Source organism: Streptomyces sp. PTL18, assembly GCF_059510295.1.
The window spans coordinates 165,451-181,948 of sequence record NZ_JCAJZO010000003.1 but is presented as its reverse complement, the minus strand read 5'-3'; the positions used below and the strand labels follow the sequence as shown (position 1 = coordinate 181,948).

Here is a 16,498-nt window from a genome sequence, read left to right as displayed (position 1 = left end):
CCAAGCGTGACATACCCACCCGGTCACGGTGAGCCGCTCGTCAGGTACGCCGACACCACCACGTTGGCCGAGTAGGTGTCGCTCGCCCTGTCGTAGGTGCCGCCGCAGGTGATCAGCCGCAGTTCGGCCCGGCCCGGCTCGCGCTGCCCGTACGCCTTTCGGGCGTCGAAGCGGTCACGGGAGAGCGTCTCGACGTTCTCCACCGTGAACTCCGCGACCCTGCCGTCGTCGCGGACCACCCGCACCACGGCGCCCCGCCGGAGGCTGCCGATCCGGTAGAAGACGGCGGGCTTGCTCCGGGTGTCGACGTGCCCGACGAACAGCGCGGTCCCGGCGGCCCCCGGGGTCACCCCGCCCTGGTACCACGCGACCACCCCCGGCTCGTCGAACGGCGGCGGGTCGAGAGCACCTCGAGCGTCCAGGCCGCGCGCCACCACCGGTGCCTGCACGCCAAGGTCGGGGATGTCGAGGCGCAGCGGGAGGGCCTGTTTCAGCGGCCGTGCGGCGGGGGGCAGGTGCGCTGTCGGGGGGCGGCCGACGGCGGCCATGTCGCCGGTCGTCGGCGCGGAGATCCCCTGGCGTACGTCGGTGACCTCACGGCCCCACGTCCACAGCCCGAGCAGCAGTACCACCCAGGCGACCCCCATCAGCAGGCGCCCGGTACCGCAGGAACGTTCGTGCCCGGACATGGCTCACTCCGCGCCACGGCGCCGTCGGGCGCCGCGCGCGACGACCACGACGCCGGCGACGCCCACGAGGACCAGTCCGATCACCGTCTGCCGCAGTCCCGGCACGGCGACCCGGGGGTCGTCGGAGGAGGCACCCGCCGTACCACCGCCGCCCGCGTGCACCGGCGCGACCGGCGAGGAGGCGGAGGAAGGGGAGGCGGAGGCGAACGGGGAAGTCGTGGGGGCGGGGGGCGCCGTGCCGGTGGCGGCGTACAGCGTGGGGCTGTACGGGGCGACGGCGGTGGACGGCATGGGGCTGTACGGGGCGACGGCGGTGGACGGCATGGGGCTGTACGGCGCGGACGCCGTCGGGCCGGCCACGGTGAGCGTGTCGTCGATCTCCCGGCCGTCGCAGCCGACCGTCACCCGGTACCGGCCCGGTGACAGCGCCGAGCGGACCCGGGTGTCGCCGGACAGCGTGCCGTCGCTCCCGACCAGCCGTGCCCGAGCCACGAACGCGTCCGACACCGCGGTCCCGGTCCTGCCGGGGCAGCCCTGTACGGCCACCCGGACGTCGCTGCCGGGCGCGGGGGACGCGGGGGTCAGGACGACGCCCTGCGCGTCCGCCGCGTACGCCGCGGGCGTGAGGGCACCCGCGACGACGGCGCCCACACAGAGGGTGAGCCGTAGTGAGCCCATCGTGAACCTCCCGATACCAGGAGACTCCCCCGCCGGGCACCCCGGCGCATCCGGACGGGACCCCGACTACTCCGTACGAGGGTGCGCCCTGCGCCGCACGGGCCGCTCGTCGCCCCGTGCGGGCGGGGTGTCGGGCGGTCGGCGGGTCCACGGACGAGTCCGCGGCGCCGTGCCTCGCGGCCGGCGTCAGACCCGGTCGACCAGGTCCGCGATCGAGTTCACGACGTGGGACGGGCGGAACGGGTAGCGGTCGATGTCCTCGGACGCGGTGAGCCCGGTCAGCACCAGGAACGTCCGCATGCCGGCCTCCATACCGGCCAGCACGTCGGTGTCCATCCGGTCGCCGATCATCGCGCTGGTCTCGGAGTGCGCCCCGAGCGTGTTCAGCCCGGTCCGCATCATCAGCGGGTTCGGCTTGCCCGCGAAGTACGGCTTCTTGCCGGTGGCCTTGGTGATCAGCGCGGCGACCGCCCCGGTGGCGGGCAGCGGACCCTCGGCGGAGGGGCCGGTCTCGTCCGGGTTGGTGCAGATGAACCGGGCACCGTCCTTGATCAGCCGGACCGCCCTGGTCATGGCCTCGAACGAGTAGGTGCGGGTCTCGCCGAGGACCACGTAGTCGGGCTCGTGGTCGGTGAGGATGTAGCCGATGTCGTGCAGCGCCGTCGTCAGCCCGGCCTCGCCGATGACGTACGCGGTGCCGCCGGGCCGCTGGTCGTCCAGGAACTTGGCGGTGGCCAGGGCCGAGGTCCAGATGTTGTCCACCGGCACGTCCAGGCCCATGCGGCGCAGCCGGGCGTGCAGGTCGCGCGGGGTGTAGATGGAGTTGTTGGTGAGCACGAGGAACGGCTTGCCGGACTCGCGCAGCTTCTTCAGAAAGGCGTCGGCGCCGGGGATCGGAACACCTTCGTGGATGAGCACGCCGTCCATGTCGGTGAGCCATGACTCGATGGGCTTGCGCTCTGCCATGTGCGATCTCCTGCCGTACGCAAGGGGAACCGGGGACTCCGGGGACGCCGGAAGACGGGTGCGCCCGGGGCCCCAGCGTAATCAGGGCCGGTCGGCCTCCTTCCCGCCGGGCACGGAGTACCGCGCGCGGTACCGGCGGTGCCACCGGTACAGCAGCAGCGGCAGGCCCGCCGCGAGGAGGCCGCCCGCCGTCAGGAGCAGTCCTCCGGCCATCGTGCCGAGGCCGCGCGGCGCCCGGGGGCCGGTGTCGGCGAGCGCCTCGGCGGCCTGGCTGCGACGGGAGGCGGGCGACCGGGAGCCGGACCCGGTCTTCGTCCGGGCGTCGCCCTCGATCGTGAACCGGTAGTCGTTCGACTGGCCGACCCAGTCGCCGTCGTCGCCGCGCCGCCGCACGATCGCGGCCGTCGCCACGACCTCGTCCTGCGGGGTGCCGGAGGCGAGCGCGAGCCGCACCTTCACGCTGAGGGTCTGGCCCGGGGCCACGGTGAAGCCGCGGAAGCCGTCGTCGAAGGGACCGACCAGTTCCTGCTCGTCGGTGCGCTGGAAGGTGACGGGATGCGGATGGTCGCCTTCGAAGAACTCCGCCTCGGCCTGTCCGGCCGTCAGCGCGCGGCGGGTGTCGGCGAGGACGAGCACCGGGTGGATGCTGCCGCAGGGCTGCGCGGAGGTGTTCTTCAGGTCGATGTACCAGGTATGGGCGGAGCCACCGGCCACGTAGGTCCCCGGCCCGCCGCGGATGCGGGCGGTGAGGGGGAAGGTGTGCCGGTCGCGCCCGTCACAGCTGGGCCGTGGGCCGGCCGGGAGCGCGGCGGCGGGCGCCTGCGGGAGGAGGACGGCGGCGGCGAGGGCACAGGGCAGGAGGGCGAGGAGGGGAGGGAGAGCGAGGAGAGCGAGGAGGGGGAGGAGCAGGGCCGGCGGGGTGGGGAGGGCCGGCGGAGTGGGGAGGGCCGGCGCGGCCGGGTGGGGCGGCCCGGCCGGGTGGGGCGGCCCGGCCCACCACGGCGGCCACGCCCGTCTGGGCAGTCCGGCCCGCCAGGCCCACCGGGCCCGCCGGGGTCGGTGAGGCCGGCTGGGTCGGTGAGGCCGGCTGGGCATACCGGTCGGTCGAGAGTGTCGCATGAAGATATGACCGGACAGGGGGCGCCACCCCCGGGCGCGCCACGCCCTCCGAGCCGGGCCGGGCCGCCCAAGTCCCCCCGATCAGCGCAGTCACCGGGGGCCGCGGTGGGCACAGTCGCCGGGCGCGCGGAAGGGCGGGACACAGCCGCCGGGCCCGCGGGGACACAGTCACCGGGCCCGCGGTGGGCACAGTCGCCGGGTGTGCACATGGGCGGGACCGGACCGGGCTCCCGCGACAGGGCAGGACCCGGACCAGCCACCGCCACAAGGCAGGACCCGGACCGAAGACCGCGGCGGCAGGGCGGCAGCCGGTCAGGCCTCCGCGCGCCCGAACAACGGCGCGAGCAGCAGCTGGGCCGCGCCCTCCGCCACGCCGCGCGCTCCACCGGGGGCGACGGCCACCGGTACGGCAGCCGTCGAACCCTCACGCCGGGCGCGTGCGTCGAGGACGGCGCCCACCCCCCGGACGAAGGGCTCCGGGTACGCGGCGACGGTACGGCCGCCGAGCAGGACCAGGTCGATGTCGAGCAGAACGGCCAGGTTGGCGGCGCCCACTCCGAGGACGCGTGCCGCCTCCGGCAGGTCGCCGCGCGCCACGGCGGCGAGGCAGAGCGCCTCCAGGCACCCCCGGTTCCCGCACCCGCACGGCGGCCCGTCGAGCTGGACGACCTGGTGCCCGAACTCCCCCGCCCCGGTCCGCGCGCCCCGGTGCACGTCGCCGCCGATCACCAGCCCGGCGCCGAGTCCGGTCCCGAGGTGCAGATAGGCGAACGACGCGCCCGTCGTCTCGGCCGCCCCGCCGAGGGTGAGCCCGAGCGCGGCGGCGTTGGTGTCCTTGTCGACGACCACGGGCATCGCCAGCCGCCGGGCCAGTGCCTCCCGCAGGGGGAATCCGTCCCACTCGGGGAACCCGGTCACCCGGTGCAGCACACCGTGCCGGTGGTCGAGCGGCCCGGGCAGCGCGACCCCGAGGCCGAGCACGGCCACCTCACCCAGCAGTCCCTCGACCTCGCGGGCCGCCTCCTCGACCACGGTCTCCGCCCCTGCGCCCAGGTCCAACGGAACCCGCCGCTCCGCGACCACGGCTCCGGTGAGGTCGCACAGGACGGCCCGCAGCTCGTCCCGGTCCAGGTGCAGCCCCACGGCGTGCCCGGCGTCCGGCACCAGCCGCAGCACCGTGCGCGGCTTGCCTCCCGTGGAGGCACGGCGGCCCGCCTCCACCACGAGGGCGTCCGCCCGCAACCGGGCGATGATCTTACTGACGGCCTGCGGGGTGAGTCCGGTCCGCTCCGCGAGCTCCAGCCTGCTGATCCCGGGCTCCCCCGCCGAGCGCAGCAGATCCAGCACCAGCGCCGTGTTGTGGCTGCGCAGGGCGAGCAGGTTCACGCCGCTCCCCGTCCCTCCCGCATACCCGCCGCCTCCGCCCGGCCCCGCGTACGTCCTGTTCACACCCCCATTCTCCCCGCCGCTTGCACTTTGGCAACACTGTTGCGAAAGTGACCGCATGACTGGCACAGCCCCTGGCACTGACACCCCCCTCCGCGTGGGCCTGGTCGGCTACGGCCTCGCGGGCTCCGTCTTCCACGCCCCGCTGATCGCCGCGACCGAGGGCCTGGTCCTCGACACGGTCGTCACCTCGAACCCGGAGCGGCAGCGGCAGGCCCGCACCGCGTTCCCGGACGTGCGGCTCGCCGCCACCGCCGACGACCTGTGGCCGCGCACCGGCGAACTGGACCTGATCGTCGTCGCCTCGCCGAACAAGACGCATGTCCCGATCGCCACCGCGGCCCTGGAGGCCGGCCTGCCGGTCGTGGTGGACAAGCCGGTCGCGGGCACGGCGGCCGAGGCGCGCGGGCTCGCGGCGCTGGCCGAGAAGCGGGGCCTGCTGCTCTCGGTCTTCCAGAACCGCCGCTGGGACAACGACTTCCTGACCCTGCGCAAGCTGCTGACCGGGGGCGAACTGGGCGACGTCTGGCGCTTCGAGTCCCGTTTCGAGCGCTGGCGCCCGAAGCCCAAGGGCGGCTGGCGGGAGTCCGCAGACCCCGAAGAGATCGGAGGTCTGCTGTACGACCTGGGCAGCCATGTCGTCGACCAGGCACTGGTCCTCTTCGGCCCCGCCGCCTCGGTGTACGCCGAGTCGGACGTCCGCCGCCCGGGCGCGGAGGCGGACGACGACACGTTCATCGCGCTCACGCACACCAGCGGCGTCCGCTCCCACCTGTACGTCTCGGCGACGGCGGCCCAGCTCGGCCCCCGCTTCCGGGTGCTGGGCTCGCGGGCCGGATACGTCAAGTACGGCCTGGATCCACAGGAGGCGGCCCTGCGCGAGGGCCTGCGCCCCGGCCCGGAGTGGGGCCGGGAGCCCGAGTCCCGGTGGGGCCGTATCGGCTCCGGGGACTCCCCGCCGACCGGCGGCGGCGACGCCGTGCCGACCGTCCCCGGCGACTACCCGGCGTACTACGAGGCGATCGCCGCGGCGCTGCGCGAGGGCGGTCCGAACCCGGTGACGGCCCTGGAGGCGGCCGAGGCCCTGGACGTCCTGGAAGCGGCGCGCCGCTCGGCCCGCGAGGGCGTGGAGGTGAGGCTGTGACCGCCGCGGCCCCCGGAATCCCCGAACTGGAGGAGCAGGAGCGTCGCCTGACGCTCCCTCATTTCACGTACGACGACGCGTGGCGGCTGGGCACGCTGCTGGTGGAGCTGGCGCGGGCGCGTCAGGCCCCCGTGGCCGTCGACATCCGCCGCGGCGGCCGGCAGCTCTTCCACGCGGCGCTGCCCGGCTCGACCCCGGACAACGACGCCTGGATCGACCGCAAGCGCCGCGTGGTCGAACGCTACGACTGCTCGTCCCTGCTGGTCGGCTCACGCTTCCGCGCCAAGGGGACGACGTTCGAGGAGTCGTCCCGCCTGGACCCGGACGTCTACGCGGCCCACGGCGGCTCCTTCCCGATCAGGGTGGCGGGGGCCGGAGTGATCGGCACGGTGACGGTGTCGGGGTTGCCGCAGGTGGAGGACCACCGGTTGGTGGTCGAAGCGTTGGAGAGGTTCGAGGACTAGGGGCCGGGGGCACCTCCGAAGGGGGGCGGGGCTGTGTCGACATGCGGCTCCGCTGCGTCGGTGCGAGCAACCGCATGCGGCCTTTCAGTTGGCGGGCAGGCGCAGTTCCCCACCCATCAGGCGTCCTTCAGTTCCTGCCTCTGCCGCCCAAGCCCTGCAATCTCCAGCTCCACCACGTCCCCGGCCCGAAGGAAGGGCTTCGGCTCGGGCCGCCCCAGCGCGACCCCCGCCGGCGTCCCCGTGTTGATCACGTCACCCGGATACAGCGTCATGAACCGACTGACGTACCGCACGACTTCGGCGACCGGGAAGATCTGCTCGGCCGTGGTCCCGTCCTGTTTCAGCTCCCCGTTGACCCACAGCTTCAGGGAGAGGTTCTGCGGATCCGGCACCTCGTCCGCCGTCACCAGCCAGGGCCCCAGCGGATTGAAGGTCTCGCAGTTCTTGCCCTTGTCCCAGGTCCCCCCGCGCTCGATCTGGAACTCGCGCTCGGAGACGTCGTGCGCGACGGCGTACCCGGCGACATGCGCCAGCGCCTCCTCCCGGGACTCCAGACAGCGGGCCGTACGCCCGATGACGACCGCGAGTTCCACCTCCCAGTCGGTCTTGGTGGACCCGCGCGGCACGAGCACCGTGTCGCTGGGCCCGACCACCGTGTCCGGCGCCTTGAAGAAGATCACCGGCTCGGCGGGCGGCTCGGCACCGATCTCGCGGGCGTGGTCGTGGTAGTTCAGCCCGATGCAGACGATCTTGCCGATCCGGGCGAGCGGCGGCCCGATGCGCAGCCCGGTGGGGTCCACCTCCGGCAGCTCGCCGGACTCGGCGGCGGCGCGGACGCGGCCGAGCGTCGCGCCGTCGGCGAGCAGCGGCCCGTCGATGTCCGGGACGAGACCGGACAGGTCCCGCAGGGTTCCCTGGGCGTCGAGCAGCGCGGGCCGCTCCGACCCCGCCGTACCGACTCGCAGCAGCTTCATGGTCATAGTCTCCCTGGATCGCGGGCAGCCGCCGAAGGGTGCGGCCGGGCGCGGCCAGGTACGGCCGGCGCACAGCCATCGGAGGACTGGTCGATCGTCCAAGATCGGCGGTCGGTCCGCAATACTCCGTTCACTTACCGGACCGTCGACGACCGCCCCGACCCCGGTCTCCCGCTCCGGCGCGCTCAGCGGTGGAGCACCGCCCGCTCCACCGCGCTCCCACGTCGTACCGGTGACCACGTACAGCGCGGCGGCCGGCGGCACCACCGCCACGGTGACGAGGGCACGGTCGCCGTTGTGGTGCCGCGGGGGCCGGCGTGAGGAGGTCCGGCGTCACCGGGGCCGCGTGGACAGCAGCTTGCCCCACACCACCAGCCGGTACCGGGAGGTGTACTCGGGGGTGCACGTGGTGAGGGTGAGGTAGGACCCGGGGTCGCTGTAGCCGTAAGCGGGCTTGACGGCCGAGCGCGGCACGGGCCGTAGGACGCCCGAGTCCCGCGCGGAGGTCTGCGGCAGGACCTGGTCGACGGCGTACGTGTAGACGGCCGCCCCGGTCTCCACCCGCACGAGATCCCGGATCCGCAGCCGGTCGAGGTACCGGAACGGCTCGCCGTGCGTGTTCCGGTGCCCGGCCACGGCGAAGTTCCCGGTCCGGCCCGGCTGCTGGGTGCCGGGATAGTGGCCGACGTACCCCTTGTTCAGCACCTCCGCCCTGCCCACACCCTCGGCGACGGGGACGCGGAGACGCAGCCGCGGGATGACGAGGACGGCGTAGGCCTGGGACGGGGTGGGGCGCAGCTGTGGGAAGCCGCCGGCCCGCCGGCCGCCACCGCTCCCGGCCCGCGCGGGCGAGGAGGCCGGCCCCCCGGAGCCGTTCCCGCTCTCTCCGGCGTCCGCGCCCGGGACCGCCGCGCCGGGGAGCGCCACCCCGCCCGGCGTCGCCGCCGTCCCCCACTCCCGCTCCAGCGCCTCCACCTTCCGTTCAGCCCCCTGCCGGGCCTCCCGGTCGGTCCACCACACCTCGTGCACGACGAGCAGCAGAAGCACCAGACCGACGGTGACGAGGAGTTCCCCACCGACCCACAGGGCACGGCGGCGAAGGGCACGGCGCCGCCGGGTGCGGTGCACGACCACGGAAGCCCGCACCGTCCGCAGAGCCCGCATGCGTACGCCTCCTTCTCCCGGGAGCCGCCCGCACGATAGAAGGTGAGCCTCCAAGTCACCAGGCCCGTACGTCCGACACTCCCCTTCCCGTCCGCTCCCCTCCCTCTCTCCCTCCCCCTTCATCTACCGGTTTTAGAAAGGGCCGTCACAACCCTCGACAACCCGTCCGCCGCACCCGATCCTTCGTGTTGCATCCAGCGGAACCGTTCGGCGCCGGAGGGACGACCCGGCGTTCGAGCGGCACGGAGAGGCGGAGAAGCCCCATGATCCGACGCAGAACCCTGCTGGCCGCCGCGGGCGGCTCGTTCCTCGGAAGCGCGCTGGCGACCGGCACGGCGCACGCGGACGCGACCATCGGGGTCAAGCCGGGCACGACCTACGGAAGCTGGGAGGGCTGGGGTACCTCCCTGGCCTGGTGGGCGAACGTCTTCGGCGCCCGGGACGACTTCGCCGACATCTTCTTCACCACCAAGTCGGTGTCGTACGGCGGCAGGACACTCCCCGGCCTCGGCCTGAACATCGCCCGCTACAACCTCGGCGCGTGCAGCTGGAACAGCGTGGGCGGCGCGTCGATGGTCGCCTCGCCCAACATCCCGTCCTTCAAGCAGATCGAGGGCTACTGGCAGGACTGGAACAACGAGGACCCGACGTCCTCCGCCTGGAAGTGGACGGCGGACGCGACCCAGCGCGCGATGCTCGTCAAGGCCACCCAACGCGGCGCCGTCAGCGAGCTGTTCGCCAACTCCCCCATGTGGTGGATGTGCCTGAACCACAACCCCTCCGGCGCCTCCGACGGCGGCGACAACCTCCAGTCCTGGAACCACCGCCAGTACGCCTCCCACCTCGCCTCCGTCGCCCTCTACGCCAGGAACAACTGGGGCGTGAACTTCACGACGGTCGAAGCCTTCAACGAGCCGTCGTCGGGATGGTGGAAGGCGGACGGCACCCAGGAGGGCTGCCACATGGGCGCGTCCGTGCAGTCGGCCGTGCTGCCGTACCTGCGCAGCGAGCTGGACCAGCGCGGCCTGACGGGAACGAAGATCTCGGCATCGGACGAGACGGGCTACGACCTCGCCCGTACGACCTGGGGCTCCTTCAGCTCGACGACGAAGGGCTACGTCAACCGCGTCAACGTCCACGGCTACCAGGGGTCCGGCGGCCGCAGGGACCTCCTCTACACGGACGTGGTGACGACGTCGGGCAAGGGCCTGTGGAACTCGGAGACGGGCGACGGCGACGCCACCGGCCTCACCCTGGCGAGCAACCTGCTCCTCGACTTCCGCTGGCTGCACCCGACGGCGTGGGTCTACTGGCAGGTGATGGACCCGACGGCGAGCTGGGCGATGATCGCCTACGACGCGAGCACGCTCCAGCCGGGCGCGGTGCAGACGAAGTACTACGTGATGGCGCAGTTCAGCCGTCACATCCGCCCCGGCATGACGATCCTCGACACGGGTGTCGACTACGCGGTCGCGGCCCTGGACAAGTCGGCGAAACGCCTGGTGATCGTGGCGGCGAACAAGTCCACCTCCGCCCAGACCCTGACCTTCGACCTCTCCCGCTTCACGACCGTGACCGGCGGCACGGGCGGCGTGGTCCCCCGCTGGAACACGGTCACGGGCGGTGGCGGCGACCTGTACACATCCCACTCGGACAGCTACCTGAGCGGAAAGACGCTGAGCGTGCCGTTCGCGGCGGGGGCGGTGCAGACGCTGCAGGTGGACGGAGTGGTGGCCTGACCCGCGATGTGACTCCGGCGAAGTGACCACCGCGACACGACTCCCAAGGGAGACCTCCGCCACCTCTGGCCTGCGAATCTCTCTCGTTTGTCAGCCGTCGGCAGTACGGTGTCCCCCATGCGCCCCGACACGCCTGCCGAGAATGTCGACCACCCCGCCGAGGCGGCACGCCTGGAGCGGACAGCTGGCCTGTATCCGGAGGACGCGGAGCACCTGCTGCTGCAGGCCGCGGCCCACCGGGAACTGGCCGGCGACCGCCCCGGCGCGACCGCGCTGTACGACCGCCTGCTGTCCTCCGGTGAGCCACTGGAGAGCCCCCACCTGGTGCGCGCCCTGAAGGCGTCCAACCTGTGGGAGTACGACCACGAGGCGGAAGCCAGGGCGATCATCGAGGGGATCCGCACGGCCGCGCCACGGCACCCGGCCCCCTGGGTGATCGTCGCGGAGTCCCTGGAGGCGCACGACGAGCTCCAGGCGGCGGAGGAGACGTTCACGGAGGGCCTGCGCCTCCTGGTCGGCGACGCCACGGAACCCCCGCAGTCCACGCACCCCCTCCTCTACGGCCGCCACCGCGTCCGCCGCATGCTGGGCGCCGCCCACGACACGTGGGACGCCCTGGCGGACACGGTCCACTCCTCCTCCATCACCCTGGACGAGCTGCACGACCCGAAGCGGATCTGGACCCTGGGCTCGGACAACCCGGCGGAACTGAAGGCGGAGATCACCCGCCTCCGAGCGGAACTGGGCGCCTACCGGGAGGCCCTGTCCCGCCCGTTCCCGGTGGCGGTCCTGCACTGGCCGGCGGGCGAGCTGGCGGAGCTGGTGTCGATGTACCCGTCACTGGCCGCCGAGTACCCCTCGCACGAGGAGCACCTGGCGACGATAGAGGGCTCACTGCGGGAACTGGCGGTCTCGGGCACGGGGAACCTGGGGATCGTCTCGGGCACGGTGCCGTCCTACGAGGCCTTCGCGGCGTCGGAGGGCGCGTCACCGGCGGACGTCTCGCTGCTGCCGCAGTACGCGACGACGCTGGCGGCCCGGGGGCGGGCTGTGGCTTGGCCGCCGGAGCGGGGGGATGGGTGTTGGTGCGGGAAGGGGCAGGCGTACGAGGAGTGCCACGGGGGCTAGGCGCGGGGCTCCCTGATCTGGCATCACTGCGATGGGTGGTTTTCGCCACTCACGGCTCTGGCAAGGCCTGTTCGGAGTCGTGCGAGGTGGCCAAACCTGCTCCGGCACTCGCTCAGCCGCGATCGCGCGGGACGGAGCCCCCTTCGGCACGGCACCTTCGATTGTCGGTGGTTCCTGTTAGAACAGACCCCTGTCAGCGCGAGCGGTCGCGCAGACACGCCACGAGGGATCAAAGGAGCAGTCGTGGGGGAGTCGGGGGGCCTGTCGCAGCCGGTCGCGGGTGTCTACGAGCAGCTCATCACCCAAAAACTGCGGGACCGGATAGAGCGCCTGGAAGCCGAAGGCTGGAAGGCCATCGATGCCACGGTCAGCGAGGAGTCAGCACCCCACGTGCTGGCCCGGTACATCGGTGAAGCTGTGGGACGCCGATTGAGTCAGCTGCCGCAGAAGAAACAGGTGGCCGCCGCCAACCAGATCATGCAGGCGCTGGCTGCCAGCGCCCCCGACCCGGACGAGGACCAGGCCGCCAGCGCCATCGCTGATGGTCCCCGGCAGCTCTTGGCTCTGGCCGAGCAGGAGGCGCCCGGGGTCTTCGCCCTCCGCCCCCTTACACCCCTCTCCGAAACCGCGCTGATCACGAACGCCCCGGACGATCCGAGCCTCGGGGCCGAGCTGAGGGCAGAGCTCGCCACCGCGGACCGGATCGACCTGCTGTGTGCCTTCGTGAAGTGGCACGGCATACGGGTACTCGAGGACTCGCTGCGTGCGGCGAAGGAGCGCGGTGTTCCGATCCGTGTGATCACGACCACCTACATCGGCGCCACCGATCGGTACGCCCTTGACCGCCTGGTCCGCGAATTCGGTGCCGAGGTGAAGGTCAACTACGAGATCCGGTCCACGCGTCTCCACGCCAAGGCCTGGTTGTTCCGGCGCAACACCGGCTTCGACACGGCGTACGTGGGCAGCTCCAACCTGTCGAAGGCCGCGCTGCTCGATGGTCTGGAGTGGAACGTCCGGCTCTCGTCGGTGGCCACTCCCAGGGTGCTCGACAAGTTCGAGGCGACCTTCGACGCCTACTGGGCCGACGCTGCGTTCGAGGCGTACGACCCCGACCGGGACGGCGAACGGCTTGCCGAGGCGCTGGCCCGGGCCGGCGGCACCGGGTCAGCCGGAGAGCCGAAGATCAGCCTGTCCGGCCTCGAAGTACATGCGCTCCCGCACCAGAAGGACATGCTGGAGCGCCTCCGGGTCGAGCGCGAGATCCGCGACCGCCACCGGAACCTCCTCGTCGCGGCTACCGGCACCGGCAAGACGGTCATGGCCGCCCTTGACTACCGGAGCCTCCGCGACAAGCTCGGAGGAGCCCTTCCACGGCTGCTCTTCGTCGCCCACCGCAAGGAGATCCTGCGGCAGTCCCTACGGACCTACCGCGAGGTGCTCGACGACGCTTCCTTCGGCGAGCTGCTGCACAACGGACGGGAGCCAAGCGATTGGACTCATGTCTTCGCCAGCGTCCAGTCCCTGAACCTCCGGCGGCTCGAGCAGCTCGCGCCGGAGCATTTCGACGTCATCGTCATCGACGAGTTCCACCATGCGACCTCGGATACGTACCGACGGGTCATCGAGCGCTTCCAACCCACCGAACTGCTCGGTCTCACGGCTACCCCGGAGCGGATGGACGGACTCAATGTGCAGGACGAGTTCTTCGGCGGCCGTATCACCGCCGAACTGCGGCTCTGGGAGGCCCTCGAGAACGATCTGCTGTGCCCCTTCCACTACTTCGGGCTCCCGGACGGGACGGACCTGACCAACCTCGCCTGGCGATCCGGCACTTACGACCGGGAGGCGCTCGGCAACCTTTACACGGGTGACCACGCCCGGGCCCGCATCGTCATCAAGCAGGTCAGGGACAAGATCGCCAACCCGGGCGCGATGCGGGCGCTCGGCTTCTGCGTGAGCAAGAAGCACGCACACTTCATGGCCGAGTGCTTCCGCGAGGCAGGTCTCCGAGCCGAAGCCCTCGACAGCGACTCGGCTCCCGCTGTGCGAGAGCACACGCTCGAGGAACTGAAAGCCGGACGTATCCAGGTGATCTTCTCCGTCGACCTGTTCAACGAGGGTCTGGACGTACCGGACGTCGACACTCTGCTCCTCCTGAGGCCCACGAACAGCGCGACGGTCTTTCTCCAGCAGCTCGGGCGCGGGCTGCGCCGTACGCCGAGCAAGCCGGTGCTGACGGTGCTCGACTTCATCGGCCAGCACCGAGCGGAGTTCCGCTTCGAGGAGCAGTTCCGTGCCCTGACCAACCTCTCCCGCAACCGTCTGCTCGCCAACATCGAGCGTGACTTCCCGCAGTTGCCCTCGGGCTGCCAGATCATTTTGGAGGGCAAGTCCAAGGACCTCGTCCTCGACAACGTCCGTACACAGCTCAAGGCCACCATCACCACGCTGGCAAAGGAGGTCAGGGACTACAGCACGCCCAAGCTGGCCGACTACCTGCGTGAGAGCCGCCGGGAGATCAAGGAGCTCTACAAGAGCGACAACTCCTGGACCAAGGTGCTGCGCAAGGCAGGACTCATAGAAGCGGCGGCCCCACCGGGTGAAGCCGAGCTCCTCAAACGCGTTCACGCCTTCCTGCACGTCGACGACCCGGAACGGGTCCGGGCATATCTGCGCCTGCTCGAGGACGACGCTCCGGACTACGACTCCTTGTCCCCGAAGGGACAGGCGTATGCTCGCATGTTCTTCTTCAACCTGTGGGACAACGCCGGGGGCTTCACCGGTTACCACCAGGGGCTCGAGTCGCTGCGCACCCAGCATGTCGTCCGTGACGAGCTCCGGCAGGTCCTGACCCACGTCCTCGACGAAGCCGACCACTTCCCCATCCCCCTGGACGGCCCGCTCGGCCATATCCCGCTGAAGGTCCACAGTGCATACAACCGCTCCGAGATCCTCGCGGCTCTGGGCGTGGCGCAACTGGGTGGCCAGATGCCCAGGGACTTCGGACAGGGCGTGCGGTGGGTCGAGAAGATCAAGACCGACGCTCTGCTCATCACTCTGGAGAAGAGCGAGCGGGACTTCTCCCCCACGATCCGCTACAAGGACTACGCTCTCAGCCCCACCCGCTTCCACTGGGAGTCGCAGAGCACCACACCGGCTGAGTCACCAACTGGCCTGCGCTACCGGAACCATGCCGAGCAGGGCAGCCACGTCCTGCTGTTCCTGCGCCGCTACAAGCGCAACAGCATCGGGAAGTCGGAGCCGTGGATGCTTCTGGGTCCAGCCACCTACTTCGGACACACCGGCAGCAAGCCCATGGCGATCACGTGGGATCTGCAGCACGAGCTGCCCGCCGACGTGTGGTCGTACGCGGCCGCGGTCGCCAGCGGATGAGGACTCCGACACCGCTTACGTGATGCCGATTCTGTCGCTGGCGTCCGCGCAGGAGACGGCGGTCATTCCCCCTGCCGGGGCGTTGTCGCCAGCCGGGGATGTGGTGGAGGGGGGTCTGCTCGCCAACACGGCGCACGGCAACCGCCGAGCGCCGCGCCAGAACCGGACTCCTGACTGCGCATACGGCGCCACTCGCACTCACGGGGTGGCGCGGTATGCGGAGTCGAGGCGTGCACCCCGGACACCGGGGCCTCGGACGGCTGGGGGACCTGCACCTTGCAATAAAAGGACTTGGTGGAGCGGCACTTGAGTCGGTAGCTTGCGGGCAGCCGTGACACCGACCGAGGAGGTGAGACCCATGAAGGCTGTATGCGTGTGGGTGCTCCCCCTCGTCTTCACGGCCGGCGACTGACGTAGGTGTCGCCGGGAGCGCCTCGACAACAAGGCACTCCCGAAAGGCAGCAACCCATGTCTTCTCTGAAGTTCACCGCCGAGTCGTCGGCGAACGGTGTCCTCGAACGCGACTTCGCCTTGGGCGGGATCCCCGGTGTGCTCTGGTCGCCGGCGTCCGGCGCCGGTCGTGCTCCCCTGGTGCTGATGGGCCACGGTGGCGGCACGTACAAGAAGTGGCCGGCGATGACGGGCCGCGCACGCCTTCTCGTGACCGGCTGCGGCTTCCACGTCGCCTGCATCGACGCGCCCGGTCACGGCGACCGGCCGCGTACGGCGCACGACGAGCAGGAAATAGCCGAGTTGTACCGGGCGAGGGAGGCGGGCGAGCCGGAAGGTCCGATCGTCGTCCGGTACAACGCCCACCTGGCGGAGCGCGCCGTACCCGAGTGGCAGGCGACCCTGGACGCCCTCCAGGAGCTGCCGGAGATCGGCTCCGAGGGGCCGGTCGGTTACTACGGCCTGAACATGGGCACCGCGATCGGGGTGCCGTTGACGGCGATCGAACCCAGGATCAGCGCCGCGGTCTTCGGTCTGCACTGGCCCGACGCCCTGGCCGAGACGGCGAAGCAGATCACCGTCCCCGTCGAGTTCGCGCTCCAGTGGGACGACGAGCACATCCCGCGCGCGTCCGGCCTGGCGTTGTTCGACGCCTTCGCCTCGAAGGAGAAGACGTTGCACGCCAACACGGGCAGGCACAAGGAGCTGCCCAGGTTCGAGGCCGACAGCGCGGTCCGGTTCTTCGCGCGGCACCTCGGCCGGGCCGTCATCTCACCGGCCTGATCCGAGGGGTATCGGCGTCCGGCAACCGCTCGGGCGCCGGATCCCCCGGTGATCATCGAGAAGCGGCCGGGGCTACGTACAGCACGCCGAGGAAGAACACCCGCAGCAGGATGTCGCTGCGGGTGTTCCGCTGTGGTGCGGTCCCGGTCAGCCGGAGCCGCAGCTCGGCCATGCCGTGCTCGGTGAGGGCGTACTCGGGGAGGGCGTACTCGGGGAGGGCCCGGCGCGGCCGGCCGAGCAGGTCCTGGCAGAAGCGGGTGAGTTCGTGCGCGTTCGGTGCGTCGAGCGTGGTCGCGGACAGCGTGGAACGCGGTTGGGGCTTCCTACGGGGCCGGTGCCCCGTGTCCGCGACGGGAGGCCG

General features: G+C 71.6%; 13 protein-coding genes. 6 read left to right on the top strand and 7 right to left on the bottom strand.

What is annotated here, in order from left to right:
* Positions 1–23 precede the first annotated feature (23 nt).
* From AC5WS8_RS07805 to AC5WS8_RS07785, 5 genes are all read right to left on the bottom strand, one after another.
* Positions 24–689: a class F sortase gene (locus tag AC5WS8_RS07805; protein WP_496102556.1), complete on the bottom strand. Its 666-nt coding sequence runs from the start codon at positions 687–689 to the stop codon at positions 24–26.
* A gap of 3 nt (positions 690–692) precedes the next feature.
* On the bottom strand, positions 693–1,367 hold the full coding sequence (locus tag AC5WS8_RS07800; RefSeq protein WP_496102555.1) for a hypothetical protein: 675 nt from the start codon (positions 1,365–1,367) through the stop codon (positions 693–695).
* A 186-nt stretch (positions 1,368–1,553) separates the two neighbouring features.
* Positions 1,554–2,333: an HAD-IIA family hydrolase gene (locus AC5WS8_RS07795; protein WP_496102554.1), complete on the bottom strand. Its 780-nt coding sequence runs from the start codon at positions 2,331–2,333 to the stop codon at positions 1,554–1,556.
* An 81-nt stretch (positions 2,334–2,414) separates the two neighbouring features.
* Positions 2,415–3,428 (bottom strand): hypothetical protein, encoded by a 1,014-nt coding sequence (locus tag AC5WS8_RS07790; RefSeq protein WP_496102553.1) that lies wholly within the window; start codon positions 3,426–3,428, stop codon positions 2,415–2,417.
* 336 nt (positions 3,429–3,764) lie between these two features.
* Positions 3,765–4,958, bottom strand: a complete 1,194-nt coding sequence (locus AC5WS8_RS07785) for an ROK family transcriptional regulator (protein ID WP_496102552.1) — start codon at positions 4,956–4,958, stop codon at positions 3,765–3,767.
* On the opposite strand from AC5WS8_RS07785, the gene AC5WS8_RS07780 reads away from it, so the two are divergent.
* Together AC5WS8_RS07780 and AC5WS8_RS07775 are read left to right on the top strand one after the other, a co-directional pair.
* Positions 4,957–6,042, top strand: coding sequence for a Gfo/Idh/MocA family oxidoreductase (locus AC5WS8_RS07780; RefSeq protein ID WP_496102551.1), 1,086 nt, complete (start codon positions 4,957–4,959; stop codon positions 6,040–6,042). The genes AC5WS8_RS07785 and AC5WS8_RS07780 overlap by 2 nt on opposite strands.
* Positions 6,039–6,506, top strand: a complete 468-nt coding sequence (locus tag AC5WS8_RS07775) for a heme-degrading domain-containing protein (RefSeq protein ID WP_496102550.1) — start codon at positions 6,039–6,041, stop codon at positions 6,504–6,506. Before AC5WS8_RS07780 ends, AC5WS8_RS07775 begins: the two co-directional genes overlap by 4 nt.
* Before the next feature lie 116 nt (positions 6,507–6,622).
* On the opposite strand, the gene AC5WS8_RS07770 is transcribed toward AC5WS8_RS07775, so the two are convergent.
* Both AC5WS8_RS07770 and AC5WS8_RS07765 read right to left on the bottom strand, forming a co-directional pair.
* Entirely contained in the window at positions 6,623–7,480 is an 858-nt protein-coding gene (locus AC5WS8_RS07770) for a fumarylacetoacetate hydrolase family protein (protein ID WP_496102549.1), read from the bottom strand.
* Positions 7,481–7,813: 333 nt separating this feature from the next.
* A complete protein-coding gene (locus tag AC5WS8_RS07765) occupies positions 7,814–8,644 on the bottom strand; it encodes a class E sortase (protein ID WP_496102548.1) in 831 nt (276 codons plus the stop codon).
* A 263-nt stretch (positions 8,645–8,907) separates the two neighbouring features.
* On the opposite strand from AC5WS8_RS07765, the gene AC5WS8_RS07760 reads away from it, so the two are divergent.
* The 4 genes from AC5WS8_RS07760 to AC5WS8_RS07745 all read left to right on the top strand — a co-directional run bounded on the left by AC5WS8_RS07760 (position 8,908) and on the right by AC5WS8_RS07745 (position 16,137).
* Positions 8,908–10,383, top strand: coding sequence for a glycoside hydrolase (locus tag AC5WS8_RS07760; protein ID WP_496102547.1), 1,476 nt, complete (start codon positions 8,908–8,910; stop codon positions 10,381–10,383).
* A 117-nt stretch (positions 10,384–10,500) separates the two neighbouring features.
* Positions 10,501–11,511 (top strand): SEC-C domain-containing protein, encoded by a 1,011-nt coding sequence (locus AC5WS8_RS07755; protein ID WP_496102546.1) that lies wholly within the window; start codon positions 10,501–10,503, stop codon positions 11,509–11,511.
* 243 nt (positions 11,512–11,754) lie between these two features.
* Positions 11,755–14,904 carry a DEAD/DEAH box helicase gene (locus tag AC5WS8_RS07750; RefSeq protein ID WP_496102545.1) on the top strand — a complete coding sequence of 1,050 codons (3,150 nt, stop codon included), beginning with the start codon at positions 11,755–11,757 and terminating at the stop codon, positions 14,902–14,904.
* A 468-nt stretch (positions 14,905–15,372) separates the two neighbouring features.
* A complete protein-coding gene (locus tag AC5WS8_RS07745) occupies positions 15,373–16,137 on the top strand; it encodes an alpha/beta hydrolase family protein (RefSeq protein WP_496102544.1) in 765 nt (254 codons plus the stop codon).
* Positions 16,138–16,498: the final 361 nt, after the last annotated feature.